The sequence below is a fragment of the Streptomyces sp. NPDC053493 genome, assembly GCF_044544825.1.
Taxonomy (GTDB): domain Bacteria; phylum Actinomycetota; class Actinomycetes; order Streptomycetales; family Streptomycetaceae; genus Streptomyces.
In genome coordinates this window covers 624631-638022 of sequence record NZ_JBITXS010000001.1, presented here as the reverse complement: position 1 = coordinate 638022, position 13392 = coordinate 624631, and the positions used below count along the sequence as shown (strand labels likewise).

Sequence of the window (13392 nt, the reverse complement as noted above, 5' to 3'; positions counted from 1 at the left end):
ACGACGCCGCGCTCCCGCGCAGACCAGCCCTATCGAGGAGGAACGACAGCGTGACCTACGTCATCGCGCAGCCTTGTGTCGACGTCAAGGACAAGGCGTGCATCGAGGAGTGCCCCGTCGACTGCATCTACGAGGGCCAGCGGTCCTTGTACATCCACCCGGACGAATGCGTCGACTGTGGGGCCTGTGAGCCGGTCTGCCCGGTCGAGGCGATCTTCTACGAGGACGACACCCCGGAGGAGTGGAAGGACTACTACAAGGCGAACGTCGAGTTCTTCGACGAGCTCGGCTCGCCCGGTGGTGCCTCCAAGCTCGGTCTGATCGAGCGCGACCACCCCTTCATCGCCGCCCTGCCGCCGCAGAACGGCTGATCATTCGCCCTCGGTCCCGTACGGCCTCGCCGCTGTACGGGACCGAAGCGTTTTCCGTACGCACGAGGAAGTGAGCCAACCCGTGAGCGCAGTCTCTTCGCGCCTGCCCGTCTTCCCCTGGGACAAGCTGGAGCCCTACAAGGCGGCCGCCTCCGCCCACCCGGACGGGATCGTCGACCTGTCCGTGGGCACGCCCGTCGACCCGGTTCCGGCGCTGATCCAGGACGCCCTGGTCGCGGCCGCGGACTCGCCGGGCTATCCCACGGTGTGGGGCACGAAGGAACTGCGCGACGCGCTCACCGGCTGGTGCGAGCGGCGCCTGGGCGCGGTGGGCTTCGCCCACGAGAACGTCCTCCCGGTGGTCGGCTCCAAGGAGCTGGTGGCCTGGCTGCCGACCCAGCTCGGCCTCGGCGCCGGCGACCAGGTCGCCTACCCGCGGCTCGCCTACCCGACGTACGAGGTGGGCGCGCGGCTGTGCGGCGCCGAGCCCGTCGTCTACGACGACCCGGTCGCCGACCTCGACCCGGCCGCGGTCAGGCTGCTCTGGCTCAACTCGCCCTCCAACCCGACCGGCAAGGTCCTCGGCAAGGACGAGCTGACCCGGATCGTGGCCTGGGCGCGCGAGCACGGCGTGCTCGTCTTCTCCGACGAGTGCTACCTGGAGCTGGGCTGGGAGGCCGACCCGGTCTCCGTGCTGCACCCGGACGTCTGCGGCGGCTCCTACGAGGGGATCGTCGCCGTCCACTCGCTGTCCAAGCGGTCCAACCTGGCCGGCTACCGTGCCGCGTTCGTCGCGGGCGACGCGGCCGTCCTCGGCGAGCTGCTGCAGATCCGCAAGCACGGCGGCATGATGACGGCCGCGCCGGTGCAGGCGGCGACGGTCGCGGCGCTCGGCGACGACGCGCACGTGGCCGAACAGCGCGAGCGGTACGCGGCCCGGCGCGCCGCGCTGCGCTCGGCCCTGGAGGCGCACGGCTTCCGGATCGAGCACAGCGAGGCCAGTCTCTACCTGTGGGCGACGCGGGACGAGCCGTGCTGGGAGACGGTGGCGTACCTCGCGGAGAAGGGCATCCTGGTGGCGCCCGGCGACTTCTACGGGGCGGCCGGCGAGCGGTTCGTGCGGGTGGCCTTCACGGCGACCGACGAGCGCGTCGAGGCGGCCGTGAAGCGCCTGGGCTGACGGCCACGGCACGCGTGAGGGCCCGGGGAGCGCGCGCTCCCCGGGCCCTCACGCGTCAGCGGTGCGCCGCGGGTCAGCCGCCGACGGGCAGGCCGCCCAGCATGCCGCCGGTCGGCAGGCTGCCGAGCGCGCCACCGGTGGGCGCCTCGGCGCTCTCGGCGGCCGCGCCCGCGGTCTGGCCGACGGCCGCGCCCGCCTGGCCCGCGGTGTCGCCGGCGATCTTCTGCGCGGCGGGAGTGGCGGTCTTGCCGGCCGCGCCGAGCGCCTTGCCGGCGGCCGGGACGGCGGAGGAGACGGCCTCGCCGCCGGTCTTGCCGACGACGGTGGTCGCGGTCTGCGAGGCGCCGTCCACGGCGGTGCCGGCGTGCGTGGCGTCGAGGGCGGTCAGACCCGACAGGGTGCCGGTGGGCGCGAGGTTCTGCTCCACGGCACCCGCGGAGCCGGCCGCACCGACCACGGGCGCTGCACCGGCCGCGACGAGGAGGGCGGCGCGGGCGATCCGACGGGTCAGGGGGAGGGACATGGTGCTCCTTCGACGGAGGGGACGAGCGATGACGCGATGACAACCGGCCCCGGGGCGGGAGAGGTTGCGGACGCCGAAGGTAAAGACTGGGCAATGCGTCGTATTGTCGGCCGGGGAGGAAACCGGACGAACGGGAGTTTGCGCCGCCCGCTGCCGAACCGTCACTTCCCTTGTGCCGCAAGGCCCTTGCGGTGACATGTCAGCCCGCGGGAAAGCTTCCCGCAGAACTTCCCGCCGCACCGCCCGCATGACACCTCCGGGCGACACCCCGCACGCACGCCCGCCCCGCCGCCCGCGGCGCCTGCCGCGCCGGCGGAGGCGTCGGCCGCGCCGGCGGAGGCGTCGCGAAGGACCGCCACGCGGGCGGGTGGATCTCTCGTCGTCGGGTGCCGGGCCGTGGCCGGACTAGCGCGCCAGCCTGATCCGGACCGACGCGCCGTCGGTGGACCGCGAACCCGCCGGCTCCCAGTCACCCGAGGCGTCGTCCGCGACCCACGCGCGGTCGCCGTAGACGACCTCCGCGACGCGCAGGTCCTCGGCGCGGGCCACCGCCCACTGGGCCAGCTCCCAGCCCCGCTGCTCCCGCGCGCCGCGGGACTCCTGGACCGGGATCGTGAGGTACGTGGCCGGCGGGGCGCCGGCGTTCGCGCCGGCGGCGCCGGGGGCCACGGGCGCGGGCCTCGCGGTCGTGCCGGCGCCGAAGGCGCGGGACAGCTCGGCCCGGATCCGGGCCGGGTCGCCCGGCCGGCCGGCCGTCACGTCCGCCGTGCAGGACAACGACGCCGGCGATCGGCCGGTCAGCGCCGCCGACAGCAGCGTCGCGTCCGGCTCGTGCTTCGCGTACGCCTGCGGGAAACCGCTGCGCTGCACCTTCTGCGCCGCCACCGTCAGCGGCAGCCGCGAATAGCCCGGGACCTTGTCCAGGCCCTCGTAGAACTTCCCCGACGAGTACACCGGGTCCAGGATCTGCTCCGGCGTTCCCCAGCCCTGGGACGGCCGCTGCTGGAACAGGCCCAGCGAGTCCCGGTCGCCGTGCTCGATGTTGCGCAGCGCCGACTCCTGGAGCGCCGTCGCCAGCGCGATCGTCACCGCCCGCTCCGGCATCCCGCGCGTGGTGCCCACGGCCGCGATGGTCGCCGCGTTGGACGCCTGCTCCGGGGTGAACTCGTACCGGTTCGCTCCGGTTCCCACGCTGCACCGCGGCGCGCCCTTGCTCCCCGTGACGTAGTGCACGGCCACGTAGGCGACCAGGCCGAGGAGCACGGCGAACGCCGCCGTGAACCGGGCGAGGCGGCCGCGACGGGCGGGGCGGGGGCGGCGGATGGGCTCGGACACGCGCCCCACCGTACTGGAGGCCGCGTTAGGGTCGGCACATGGCTGACACCGCTCCTCACCCCGCCCTGCCGGACGCCTCGCTGGACCTCACGCTCGACGGCGCCGCGCTGACCGCAGCGCTGGTCGACTTCCCGTCCGTCAGCGGAACCGAGAAGCCGCTCGCCGACGCGATCGAGCAGGCCCTGCGCGCCCTGCCGCACCTCACCGTCGACCGCCTCGGCAACAACGTCGTCGCCCGCACCGACCTCGGCCGCGCCGAGCGCGTCATCCTCGCCGGCCACATCGACACCGTCCCCATCGCCGACAACGTGCCCTCGCGGCTCGACGACGACGGCATCCTGTGGGGCTGCGGCACCTCCGACATGAAGTCGGGCGTCGCCGTGCAGCTGCGGATCGCCGCCACCGTCCCCGCGCCCAACCGCGACCTCACCTTCGTCTTCTACGACAACGAGGAGGTCGCCGCCCACCTCAACGGCCTCGGCAAGATCGCCGAAGCCCGCCCCGACTGGCTCGTCGGCGACTTCGCCGTCCTCCTCGAGCCCTCCTTCGGCGAGGTCGAGGGCGGCTGCCAGGGCACCCTGCGGGTCAAGCTGCACACCAGCGGCGAGCGGGCCCACTCCGCGCGCTCCTGGATGGGCTCCAACGCCATCCACGCCGCCGCTCCCATCCTCGCCCGGCTCGCCGCCTACGAGCCGCGCAAGCCCGTCATCGACGGCCTGGAGTACCACGAGGGCCTCAACGCGGTCGGCATCGAGGGCGGCGTCGCCACCAACGTCATCCCCGACGCGTGCGTCGTCACCGTCAACTACCGCTACGCCCCCGACCTCTCCCCGGAGCAGGCCGTGGCCCACGTGCGCGAGGTCTTCGCGGACTGCGGCGTCGCGGAGTTCGAGATCGACGACGAGAGCGGCGGCGCCCTGCCCGGCCTCTCGCACCCGGCCGCCGCGGCCTTCATGAAGGCGGTCGGCGGCAGCGCCCACCCCAAGTTCGGCTGGACCGACGTGGCCCGCTTCAGCGCGCTCGGCGTCCCGGCGGTCAACTACGGCCCCGGCGACCCGCTCTACGCGCACAAGCGGGACGAGCACGTCCACGTCGACAAGATCCACCAGTGCGAGGCGCGCCTCCACGACTGGCTGACCGACTGATTGCCGTAATTTCGCTTTTCGTCACCTCTGTGGACCTACCCTGACCGGACCGGAAGATCAGTGGAACGGTGAAAGGAGCGGGCCATGGACGTACCCGAGGACCCGAGGAAGCCGGAGGAGCAGCGACTGGGACCGGTGCTCAGGCGCCGTGATCAGGTCCAGCCCGGCACCACGGACCAGCGTCTGCTCGACACCGAGGGCGACTCGGAGTGGGTGCACACCGACCCGTGGCGGGTCATGCGCATCCAGTCCGAGTTCGTGGAGGGCTTCGGCGCGCTGGCCGAACTGCCGAGCGCGATCAGCGTCTTCGGCTCGGCCCGTACGAGGCCGGACTCGCCGGAGTACGAGGCCGGCGTCCGCATCGGCCGCGCCCTGGTGGAGGCCGGCTTCGCGGTGATCACGGGCGGCGGGCCCGGCGCGATGGAGGCCGCCAACAAGGGCGCGCGCGAGGCGAAGGGCGTCTCGGTCGGCCTCGGCATCGAGCTGCCCTTCGAGCAGGGCCTCAACCCGCACGTCGACATCGGCGTCAACTTCCGCTACTTCTTCGTCCGCAAGACGATGTTCGTGAAGTACGCGCAGGGATTCGTCGTCCTGCCGGGCGGCCTCGGCACCCTGGACGAGCTCTTCGAGGCCCTCACGCTGGTCCAGACCCGCAAGGTCACCCGCTTCCCGATCGTGCTCTTCGGCACGGAGTACTGGAAGGGCCTCGTCGACTGGCTGCGCGACTCGGTCGTCGCGGGCGGCAAGGCCTCCGAGCACGACCTGCTCCTCTTCCACGTGACGGACGACGTGGACGAGGCGGTGGCGCTGGTGACGAAGGAGGTCGGCCGCTAGAGGCCTCCGGCCGCTCCTCCCGGGGGCGCCACCCGGTGCCCCCGTCCTGCGGGCCGGAGCCGCGGGCCCCGGCCCTCCGGAGCCCCGGCCTTCCGGCGCCGGGGCGCCATCGGGCCCTGCGGGCCTACGCCAGGCCGCGGCGGGCGACGGCCGGCGGGCGGTGGCCGGCGATGGACGCGACCATGTCCAGGACCTGCTTCGTCTCGGCCACCTCGTGCACCCGGTACACCTGGGCCCCGAGCCACGCCGAGACCGCCGTCGTCGCCAGCGTCCCGAGCACCCGCTCCTTCACCGGCCGGTCCAGCGTCTCGCCCACGAAGTCCTTGTTCGACAGGGACACCAGCACCGGCCACCCCGTCTGCGTCATCTCGCCGAGGCGCCGCGTCGCCTCCAGGCTGTGCCGGGTGTTCTTCCCGAAGTCGTGACCCGGGTCGATCATGATTCCGTCCCGCCGCACGCCCAGCGCGACCGCCCGCTCCGCGAGCCCGACCGTGACGCGCAGGATGTCGGCCATCACGTCCTCGTACTCGGTGCGGTGCGGCCTCGTGCGCGGCTCCACGCCGCCCGCGTGGGTGCACACCAGACCCGCGCCGTACTTCGCCGCGACCTCCGCGAGGCCGGGGTCGACACCGCCCCACGCGTCGTTGAGCAGGTCCGCGCCCGCCTCGCACACCGCCTCGCCGACCTCCGCGCGCCAGGTGTCCACGCTGATCACCACGTCCGGGTGACGCCGCCGCACCTCGGCCACGAAGCCGACCGTGCGCCGGGCCTCCTCCTCGGCCGTGACCTCCTCGCCGGGGCCCGCCTTCACGCCGCCGATGTCGATGACGGCCGCGCCCTCGGCGACGGCCTGCTCGACCCGCGCGAGGGCCGGTTCGTCCCGGAAGGTCGCCCCCTGGTCGTAGAAGGAGTCCGGGGTCCGGTTCACGATCGCCATGATCACCGGTTCGTGCGGCCCGAATTCACGCCGTCCCAAACGGAGCATCCGTTATGTCCTCCCTCGCGTCTCTTCGCCTGCGACCCTAACTGTCGGTGGCGCATGGCACGATCGGCACGGGACGATTTCCACGGACGGGGAAAGGCGCGCAGGTGTTCTGGTTTCTGCTGATCACGATGGTCGTGGTCGTCGCGGCGGTCACCTTGGCGGTGGTCGGCGGCGGCGACAGCGAGGTGCTGCCCGAGGTGGCGCCCGATCAACTGGTGGACCCGCTTCCGGCGGCCCGCCCGGTCGGCTTCGCCGACGTCGAAGCGCTGCGGCTGCCGGTGACCGCCCGCGGCTATCGGATGGCGGACGTCGACGACGTCCTCGACCGCCTCGCCGCCGAGCTCGCCGAGCGGGACGCCCGCATCGCCGAGCTCGAGGCCGCCCTCGCGGGCGCCGGACCGCGCGGCGACCGCCGCGACGAGGAGGGCGGCGCGTGAGCGACGGCAGGGCGATCGCGGGCCCGGACGGGCGGCTGCGCTGCCCGTGGGGCCTGTCGGCCGAGGACTACGTGGCGTATCACGACGAGGAGTGGGGCCGCCCGGTCCACGGCGACGACGCGCTCTTCGAGCGGCTGTGCCTGGAGGCCTTCCAGTCCGGCCTGTCGTGGATCACGATCCTGCGCCGCCGGGAGGGCTTCCGGAAGGCGTTCGCGGGCTTCCGGGTCGCCGCCGTGGCCGCCTTCACGGAGGCCGACCGGGAGCGGCTGCTCGCCGACGAGGGCATCATCCGCAACCGCGCCAAGATCGACGCCACCCTGGCCAACGCGAAGCTGCTCGCCGCGTGGGAGCCCGGCGAGCTCGACGCGCTGATCTGGTCGTACGCGCCGGACCCGGCGACCCGCCCGGCCCCGGCCGGCACCGGTGACGTGCCGGCCGTGACGGACGAGTCGACGGCCCTGTCCAAGGCCCTGAAGAAGCGCGGCCTGCGCTTCATCGGCCCGACCACGGCGTACGCGCTGATGCAGGCCTGCGGCCTGGTCGACGACCACGTCGCCGGCTGCTTCGCCCGGGGCGCCGGAGCCCGCTGAGCGCGGGTCCGCGCTCAGCGGCCGAGGTACTTCGGCTTCTCCTTGGCGATGAACGCCTGGACCGCGATCGTGTGGTCCTGCGACGCGCCCGCCCTCGTCTGGAGTTCGTCCTCCTTGTCGAGGGCCTCGGACAGCGAGTGGTCGGCGCCGTAGGCGAGGGACTCCTTCAGGGCCGCGTAGGCCACGGTCGGGCCCTCGGCCAGCTTGCGGGCCACCTTCGCGGCCTCCTCGGCGAGCGACTCCGCCGGGACGAGACGGTTGACGATGCCCAGCTCGTACGCCTCCTGGGCGCTGATCGAGCGCGGGAAGAGCAGCAGGTCGGACGCGCGGCTGTGGCCGATGAGGCGGGGCAGCGTCCAGGACATGCCGGAGTCGGCGGTGAGGGCCACGCCGGCGAAGGAGGTGTTGAAGGAGGCGCTCTCCGCCACCACCCGGTAGTCGGCCGCGAGAGCGAAGCCGAAGCCCGCGCCGGCCGCGACGCCGTTGACGGCCGCGACGACCGGCTTCGCCATGCCGGTGAGGGCGCGGACGATCGGGTTGTAGTGGTCACGGACCGTGTTCATGGTGTGGTTCGTGCCGGACTCCTGGTCCTGGAGCAGCAGCCCGACGTGCTCCTTCAGGTCCTGGCCCACGCAGAAAGCCCGGTCGCCGGCCGCGGTGAGCAGCACCGCCCGCACCGCCGGGTCGGCGGCGGCCGCCTCCGCCGCGTCGCGCAGGGCGACCTTCGCCGCCACGTTCATCGCGTTCATGGCCTCGGGCCGGTTGAGGGTGATGGTGGCGAGTCCGTCGCTCACCTCGTACAGCACCGTGTCGGCCATCGCGTGATCCCTTCGCGTCCTTGCGTCGTTGACACGCTCAGCATGGCGGAGTTCACCCGTGGCGCACATGTGAGCTGCGTCAAAGAATCCCGGGCCGGGCGCGGACGGGCGGCGGCGAAGTATCGCAGGTGGATCGGCGAAATGTGCGGCTTTGTGAAAGCGCGTTGCGGAAGCGATGCCACCTGATGTTGGTCATCGGGTCCTCTGATGCGGGATAATGACCGGGAAGCAATCGTGTTCGATGCTGAGTGTGAGCTGGTTTCAGGAAGGGGAACGAGCATGGCGGCCATGAAGCCGCGGACGGGTGACGGCCCGCTCGAGGTGACCAAGGAGGGGCGGGGCATCGTCATGCGCGTTCCGCTCGAAGGCGGCGGCCGGCTCGTGGTCGAGCTGACCCCGGACGAGGCCGAGGCGCTCGGTGACGCCCTGAAGCAGGTCGTCGGCTAACGCCCCGCGTATTTCCGCTTCTGCCCCGGTACGGTACCCACCGCACCGGGGCAGCGGTGTTTCGTCCGGGTGGATCCGGGGGCGGACGCGGGCGGATCGGGACAGGGGCGGGCTTATGCGCCCCGGCGCACCGCGCACAGCAGACCGTCGCCCACCGGCAGCAGCGTCGGCAGCAGCTCCCGGCTCTCGCGCACCGTCCGCAGCAGCTCGCGTATCCGCTGCACCTCGGCCGGCTGGGCCGCAGAGTCCACCGTGCGGCCGTCGGCGAAGACGCCCTCGAAGCACACCAGACCGCCCGGCCGCAGCAGGCGCAACGATTCAGCGAGGTAGTCCAGGAGCTCCAGGCGGTCGCCGTCGCAGAAGACGAGGTCGTAGCCGCCGTCCGCGAGCCGGGGCAGGACGTCGAGCGCGCGGCCCGGGATGAACCGCGCCCGGTTGCCCGCGAAACCCGCCGCGCGGAACGCCGCCTTCGCGTGCGCCTGCCGCTCCGGCTCCACGTCCACCGTGGTCAGGACCCCGTCCGGACGCATCCCGAGCAGCAGATAGATCCCGGACACGCCCGTGCCCGTTCCGATCTCGGCCACCGCCTTGGCGTCCGCCGTCGCGGCCAGCAGACGCAGCGCGGCGCCGGTGCCCGGCGACACCGAGGCGAGCCCGGACTCGCGGGCCCGTTCGCGGGCCCAGCGCAGGGCTTCGTCCTCGGCGACAAAGGCGTCGGCGAACGCCAAGCTCGTCTGCCGGTTGGCGGTAATGGCCCTCTCCTGTTCCCGTCATCGACGCCGTAGTTGACGCAGGCGTCGACTGTATCCGCTGCGCGCGGGAACCCGCAGATGGGACCGTGCGTTCCTATGGATGGGAAGCGAGACGGGACACGGGCACGAGCCCGCCCCAAATTCGCGTAAAGATTCTTATCCGGAGCTAACGGGCGAGGTGGCTATGGTAGGGGCTCCACTGGACACCACCAGAGCCGACAGGGGAGGTGCGGCTGCGCCTGTGGATCGGAGAGGGCCGCTGCGGCGCCTTCTCAGGTCGGCGGGTGAGCCGAAATCCGTGACCGACACCGCTGACCGTTTCCGCACCGCCGACTCCGCACCCACCACCGCGACCTTCGCATCGGACGCGGAATCGCAGGCGTGGACTCCGCCCAGCTGGGAGGAGATCGTCAGCACCCACAGTGGCCGGGTCTACCGCCTCGCCTACCGCCTCACCGGCAACCAGCACGACGCCGAGGACCTCACCCAGGAGGTCTTCGTCCGCGTCTTCCGGTCCCTGTCGTCCTACACGCCGGGGACGTTCGAGGGCTGGCTGCACCGCATCACCACGAACCTCTTCCTCGACATGGTCCGCCGCAAGCAGCGCATCCGCTTCGACGCGCTCGCCGACGACGCCGCCGAGCGGCTGCCGAGCCGCGAGCCGTCCCCGCAGCAGGCGTTCAACGACACGCACTTCGACGCCGACGTGCAGCAGGCCCTGGACACCCTCGCGCCCGAGTTCCGCGCCGCCGTGGTGCTCTGCGACATCGAGGGCCTGTCCTACGAGGAGATCGCCGCGACCCTCGGCGTGAAGCTCGGCACCGTCCGCAGCCGCATCCACCGCGGCCGTTCCCACCTGCGCAAGGCGCTCAAGCACCGCTCGCCCGAGGCGCGCGCGGAGCGCGCTCTTGCCGGCGTCGGCTGGGAGGTCGGAACGGCGTGAGCGGTACGAGTCCGTCAGCGAAACCCTCGGCGCACGCCGCGGAGCACGGCCTCGCGGAACAGCACCTCGGGGACCGTCTCGCCGCGCTCGTCGACGGCGAGCTCGGCCACGACGCCCGCGAGCGGGTCCTCGCCCACCTCGCGACGTGCCCCAGGTGCAAGGCCGAGGCCGACGCCCAGCGCACCCTCAAGAGCGTCTTCGCGTCCACCGCGCCCCCTCCGCCCTCGGAGGGGCTGTTGGCACGCCTCCAGGGGCTGCCGGGGGGACCGGATGACCAGGGGGGACCCTTCGACGACCTGCTGCGCCGGGGAGGAGTGCGCGCCGACGGCTTCGCCACGGCCGCGCCCGTCAGCCCGGACACCGGGTTCCGCATCCACGAGGTCGGTGAGCGTTCCTCGGGACGAGGCCGGCGCTTCGCCTTCGCGGCCGCCAGTGCCGTCTCGTTCGCCGCGATCGCGCTGAGCGGCACCCTGCCGCTCGACAGCACCCGCGGCGGCCAGGGCACCGGCAGCAACGTCACGCCGCTGCGGGCCCCGGCGACCTTCGCCTCCGGCTCCCGCCGCGAGCCGGGCTCGGAGGCGACGCCGCCGACGGTCATCCCGGCCCGGCTCGAACTGTCCCCGTACGCCCGCCCGGTGAGCCCCGCCCTGCGCCTCTCCTTCGAGCCCGGCCACGCCCCGACCGTCACCCCTGCCCCCAGCCCCTCCCACCGCTGACCGGCGACCTGGTTGAATCCAGGGAGCAGGGGCGCGCCGTCCGACGATGCGGGCGGCGCGGACAGGGTTCATCGGGTGCGGGGAGAGCATGAAGAACGGGAAGCCGACATGGTGGAGCCGGCCGTCGAGCACAACCACCACTCCCGCCCCTCCTGACCCCACCCCCACCGACTTCCCCCTCGCGGCCCCCACCCCGCCTCCGTCCCAGCCACCCGCGCCGCCGGTGGCAGACGCGCCGGTCCCGCCCGCGGCCCCGGCGACAGACGCTCCGGCGGCCCCGGCGGCTCCGGTGGCAGACGCTCCGGTCCCGCCCGCGGCCCCGGCGACAGACGCTCCGGCGGCCCCGGCGGCTCCGGTGGCAGACGCGCCGGTCCCGCCCGCGGCCCCCGCGCCCGCCGTCCCGGCGGCCCCCGCGCCCGCCGTCCCGGCGGCCCCCGCGCCCGCCGTCCCGGCGGCCCCGGCGCCCGTGGAAGCCGCGCCGCAGGCGTTGCACGCGCCCGATCCGTATCGGACGCCGCCGTACGGGGAGCCGGGGCCGTGGGCGCCCGCGCCGCCCGTACAGCGGCCTGTGCCGGTGGGGCCGGCGCAGCCGCTGGCGCTCGCCTACGACCCGTGGGCGGTGCCCGCCGCGCCGGGCGCGGGCGGCGGCAAGGCGACGGCTCGCAAGCCGCGGCGAGGGCTCGCGCTCGTCGGCGCGCTCGCGTTCGCCCTCGTCACCGGCGTCGTCGGAGGCGGCGTCGGCGCGTACGTCGAGCGGCACGGCGGCATCACCAGCGTCGAGCTGCCCCAGTCCGACGCCGAGGACACCGGCCGCGCCCCCGACAGCATCGCCGGCATCGCCGCCAGCGCCCTGCCCAGCGTCGTCACCATCCACGTCAGCGGCAGCGGCTCCTCCGGCACCGGAACCGGCTTCGTGCTCGACACCCGCGGCCACATCCTCACCAACAACCACGTGGTCGACGCCGCCGCCTCCTCCGGCGAGATCTCGGTCACCTTCAGCAACGGCGAGTCCGCCCGCGCCAAGCTCATCGGCCGCGACACCGGCTACGACCTCGCCGTCATCCAGGTCAGCGGCGTCTCCGGCCTCAAGCCGCTGCCGCTCGGCAACTCCGACAGCGTCCGCGTCGGCGACCCCGTCGTCGCCATCGGCGCGCCCTTCGACCTGTCCAACACGGTCACCTCCGGCATCATCAGCGCCAAGGAGCGGCCCATCACCGCCGGCGGCGAGAAGGGCGACGGCAGCGACGTCAGCTACGTCGACGCCCTCCAGACCGACGCCCCGATAAACCCGGGCAACTCCGGCGGCCCGCTCGTCGACTCCCACGCCCGCGTCATCGGCATCAACAGCGCCATCCGCGCCGCCGGCAACGGCTCCGGCGGCGAGGAGGGCGGCCAGTCCGGCTCCATCGGCCTCGGCTTCGCCATCCCGATCAACCAGGGCAAGCGCGTCGCCGAGGAGCTCATCAACACCGGCAAGGCCACCCATCCCGTCATCGGTGTGAGCCTCGACATGCAGTACGAGGGCGACGGCGCCCGGGTCGGCACCAAGGGCAAGGACGGCAGCGCGTCCGTCACGCCCGGCGGCCCCGCCGACAAGGCCGGTGTCCGGCCCGGCGACGTCATCACCAAGGTCGACGGCCAGCGCGTGCACAGCGGCGAGGAGCTGATCGTGAAGATCCGCGCCCACCGCCCCGGCGACCGGCTCGCGCTGACCCTGACCCGCGACGGCAAAGAGCGGACAAAGACGTTGACGCTCGGTTCCTCGACGGGTGGTTAGCCGTCATGTGGAGGACACCACGTGGTACCCGTCGGACGGTTTCGGCGGGTACGGTGGAGCGGGCCCGGGACCGGCGTGAAGGAGCTACAGGGTGTTCAGCGACATAGGCGCACTCGAACTGGTGACGCTCGTGGTGCTCGCCGTGCTCATCTTCGGCCCGGAGAAGCTGCCGAAGGTGATCCAGGACGTCTCCCGCTTCATCCGCAAGGTCCGCGAGTTCTCCGACAGCGCCAAGGCGGACATCCGCAGCGAGCTGGGTCCCGAGTTCAAGGACTTCGAGTTCGAGGACCTCAATCCCAAGAACTTCATCCGCAAGCAGCTCGCGGAGAACGAGGACCTCAAGGAGCTGAACGAGCTCCGCTCGACCTTCGACCTCAAGAAGGAGATGAACGAGGTCGCCGACGCCGTCCACGGCCGTGAGCCGGCGTCCTCCTCGTCCGTCCCGACCTCGGTCAACGGCTCGCCGGACCTGCTGAAGAAGCAGGACAAGCCGGCCGCCGACGAGCGTCCGCCGTACGACTCGGACGCCACCTGACGAC

Annotated in this window: 16 protein-coding genes; 11 read left to right on the top strand and 5 right to left on the bottom strand. The window is 73.2% G+C overall.

Translation table 11 applies throughout. The features are described from left to right. The first annotated feature begins 50 nt into the window (after nucleotides 1-50). Together fdxA and ACIGO8_RS02790 are read left to right on the top strand one after the other, a co-directional pair. Entirely contained in the window at nucleotides 51-371 is a 321-nt protein-coding gene (gene fdxA, locus ACIGO8_RS02795) for a ferredoxin (RefSeq protein WP_010474859.1), read from the top strand. An 82-nt stretch (nucleotides 372-453) separates the two neighbouring features. Next, complete coding sequence (locus ACIGO8_RS02790) at nucleotides 454-1551, top strand: bifunctional succinyldiaminopimelate transaminase/glutamate-prephenate aminotransferase (protein ID WP_399723042.1); 1098 nt, start codon at nucleotides 454-456, stop codon at nucleotides 1549-1551. Nucleotides 1552-1624: 73 nt separating this feature from the next. Here ACIGO8_RS02790 and ACIGO8_RS02785 read toward each other — a convergent pair whose 3' ends face one another. Continuing rightward, on the bottom strand, nucleotides 1625-2074 hold the full coding sequence (locus tag ACIGO8_RS02785) for an ATP-binding protein (RefSeq protein ID WP_399723040.1): 450 nt from the start codon (nucleotides 2072-2074) through the stop codon (nucleotides 1625-1627). A gap of 405 nt (nucleotides 2075-2479) precedes the next feature. Continuing rightward, complete coding sequence (locus ACIGO8_RS02780; RefSeq protein ID WP_399723038.1) at nucleotides 2480-3418, bottom strand: hypothetical protein; 939 nt, start codon at nucleotides 3416-3418, stop codon at nucleotides 2480-2482. A 29-nt stretch (nucleotides 3419-3447) separates the two neighbouring features. On the opposite strand from ACIGO8_RS02780, the gene dapE reads away from it, so the two are divergent. Both dapE and ACIGO8_RS02770 read left to right on the top strand, forming a co-directional pair. After that, the gene (dapE, locus tag ACIGO8_RS02775) at nucleotides 3448-4554 is read left to right on the top strand and encodes a succinyl-diaminopimelate desuccinylase (protein WP_399723036.1); all 1107 of its coding nucleotides are present in this window, start codon (nucleotides 3448-3450) and stop codon (nucleotides 4552-4554) included. Nucleotides 4555-4638: 84 nt separating this feature from the next. Then, nucleotides 4639-5388, top strand: coding sequence for a TIGR00730 family Rossman fold protein (locus ACIGO8_RS02770; RefSeq protein WP_399723034.1), 750 nt, complete (start codon nucleotides 4639-4641; stop codon nucleotides 5386-5388). A gap of 124 nt (nucleotides 5389-5512) precedes the next feature. Here the strand turns inward: ACIGO8_RS02770 and folP are convergent, their stop codons facing one another. Then, a complete protein-coding gene (folP, locus tag ACIGO8_RS02765) occupies nucleotides 5513-6373 on the bottom strand; it encodes a dihydropteroate synthase (RefSeq protein WP_399723033.1) in 861 nt (286 codons plus the stop codon). A 104-nt stretch (nucleotides 6374-6477) separates the two neighbouring features. Here folP and ACIGO8_RS02760 point away from each other — a divergent pair, with 104 nt between their 5' ends. Continuing rightward, nucleotides 6478-6810: a DivIVA domain-containing protein gene (locus ACIGO8_RS02760; RefSeq protein WP_399723031.1), complete on the top strand. Its 333-nt coding sequence runs from the start codon at nucleotides 6478-6480 to the stop codon at nucleotides 6808-6810. Continuing rightward, entirely contained in the window at nucleotides 6807-7400 is a 594-nt protein-coding gene (locus ACIGO8_RS02755) for a DNA-3-methyladenine glycosylase I (RefSeq protein WP_399723029.1), read from the top strand. The genes ACIGO8_RS02760 and ACIGO8_RS02755 overlap by 4 nt, the downstream gene beginning before the upstream one ends. Nucleotides 7401-7414: 14 nt before the next feature. Here the strand turns inward: ACIGO8_RS02755 and ACIGO8_RS02750 are convergent, their stop codons facing one another. Next, entirely contained in the window at nucleotides 7415-8218 is an 804-nt protein-coding gene (locus ACIGO8_RS02750) for an enoyl-CoA hydratase/isomerase family protein (RefSeq protein ID WP_399723028.1), read from the bottom strand. Between the two features lie 279 nt (nucleotides 8219-8497). Between ACIGO8_RS02750 and ACIGO8_RS02745 the strand changes: the two genes are divergently transcribed. Further along, nucleotides 8498-8665 carry a DUF3117 domain-containing protein gene (locus ACIGO8_RS02745; protein WP_006346801.1) on the top strand — a complete coding sequence of 56 codons (168 nt, stop codon included), beginning with the start codon at nucleotides 8498-8500 and terminating at the stop codon, nucleotides 8663-8665. A gap of 113 nt (nucleotides 8666-8778) precedes the next feature. Here ACIGO8_RS02745 and ACIGO8_RS02740 read toward each other — a convergent pair whose 3' ends face one another. Next, entirely contained in the window at nucleotides 8779-9393 is a 615-nt protein-coding gene (locus ACIGO8_RS02740) for an O-methyltransferase (protein WP_399723026.1), read from the bottom strand. Between the two features lie 208 nt (nucleotides 9394-9601). Here ACIGO8_RS02740 and sigE point away from each other — a divergent pair, with 208 nt between their 5' ends. The 4 genes from sigE to ACIGO8_RS02720 all read left to right on the top strand — a co-directional run bounded on the left by sigE (nucleotide 9602) and on the right by ACIGO8_RS02720 (nucleotide 13388). Continuing rightward, complete coding sequence (gene sigE / locus ACIGO8_RS02735; RefSeq protein ID WP_399723025.1) at nucleotides 9602-10360, top strand: RNA polymerase sigma factor SigE; 759 nt, start codon at nucleotides 9602-9604, stop codon at nucleotides 10358-10360. Further along, nucleotides 10357-11076, top strand: coding sequence for an anti-sigma factor family protein (locus tag ACIGO8_RS02730; RefSeq protein WP_399723023.1), 720 nt, complete (start codon nucleotides 10357-10359; stop codon nucleotides 11074-11076). The genes sigE and ACIGO8_RS02730 overlap by 4 nt, the downstream gene beginning before the upstream one ends. Nucleotides 11077-11164: 88 nt before the next feature. Further along, nucleotides 11165-12853: a S1C family serine protease gene (locus ACIGO8_RS02725; RefSeq protein WP_399723021.1), complete on the top strand. Its 1689-nt coding sequence runs from the start codon at nucleotides 11165-11167 to the stop codon at nucleotides 12851-12853. A 91-nt stretch (nucleotides 12854-12944) separates the two neighbouring features. Next, entirely contained in the window at nucleotides 12945-13388 is a 444-nt protein-coding gene (locus ACIGO8_RS02720) for a sec-independent translocase (protein ID WP_399723019.1), read from the top strand. Nucleotides 13389-13392 lie beyond the last annotated feature (4 nt).

Coding starts and splice junctions, on each gene's coding strand:
- folP (WP_399723033.1), bottom strand. CDS start 6,373: ATGCTCCGTTTGGGACGGCGTGAATTCGGGCCGCACGAACCGGTGATC.
- ACIGO8_RS02770 (WP_399723034.1), top strand. CDS start 4,639: ATGGACGTACCCGAGGACCCGAGGAAGCCGGAGGAGCAGCGACTGGGA.
- ACIGO8_RS02745 (WP_006346801.1), top strand. CDS start 8,498: ATGGCGGCCATGAAGCCGCGGACGGGTGACGGCCCGCTCGAGGTGACC.
- ACIGO8_RS02785 (WP_399723040.1), bottom strand. CDS start 2,074: ATGTCCCTCCCCCTGACCCGTCGGATCGCCCGCGCCGCCCTCCTCGTC.
- dapE (WP_399723036.1), top strand. CDS start 3,448: ATGGCTGACACCGCTCCTCACCCCGCCCTGCCGGACGCCTCGCTGGAC.
- ACIGO8_RS02750 (WP_399723028.1), bottom strand. CDS start 8,218: ATGGCCGACACGGTGCTGTACGAGGTGAGCGACGGACTCGCCACCATC.
- ACIGO8_RS02725 (WP_399723021.1), top strand. CDS start 11,165: ATGAAGAACGGGAAGCCGACATGGTGGAGCCGGCCGTCGAGCACAACC.
- sigE (WP_399723025.1), top strand. CDS start 9,602: ATGGTAGGGGCTCCACTGGACACCACCAGAGCCGACAGGGGAGGTGCG.